Raw genomic sequence first — 528 nt, forward strand, 5'->3', positions numbered from 1 at the left:
TCTGGGCGACGCGGCCCTGGATCTCGGCCTTCTTGCCGGCGCCGTCGACGATGGTGGTGTTCTCCTTGGAGATCGACACCTTCTTGGCGCGGCCGAGCATGTTGAGGCCGACATTCTCGAGCTTGATGCCGAGGTCTTCGGAGATGACCTGGCCGCCGGTGAGAATGGCGATGTCTTCCAGCATGGCCTTGCGGCGGTCGCCGAAGCCCGGCGCCTTGACGGCAGCGATCTTCAGGCCGCCACGCAGCTTGTTGACGACCAGCGTCGCCAAGGCCTCACCTTCGACGTCTTCGGAGATGATGACCAGCGGCTTCGAGGTCTGCACGACAGCCTCGAGGATCGGCAGCATGGCCTGCAGGTTGGAGAGCTTCTTCTCGTGGAGGAGGATGTAGGCGTCTTCCAGATCCGCAACCATCTTTTCGGCGTTGGTGACGAAGTAGGGCGAGAGATAGCCGCGGTCGAACTGCATGCCTTCGACGACTTCGAGCTCGGTCTCGGCGGTCTTGGCTTCCTCGACGGTGATGACGC

Annotated in this window: 1 protein-coding gene; it reads right to left on the reverse strand. The window is 62.7% G+C overall.

Going from position 1 to position 528, the window contains the following annotated elements; translation table 11 throughout:
• A partial coding sequence (locus tag NKI22_RS31395) for a TCP-1/cpn60 chaperonin family protein (RefSeq protein WP_352959706.1) occupies nt 1-528 on the reverse strand: 528 nt, incomplete at both ends.

The organism is Mesorhizobium sp. M0778, from assembly GCF_040320105.1.
In the GTDB taxonomy this organism is placed as follows: domain Bacteria; phylum Pseudomonadota; class Alphaproteobacteria; order Rhizobiales; family Rhizobiaceae; genus Mesorhizobium.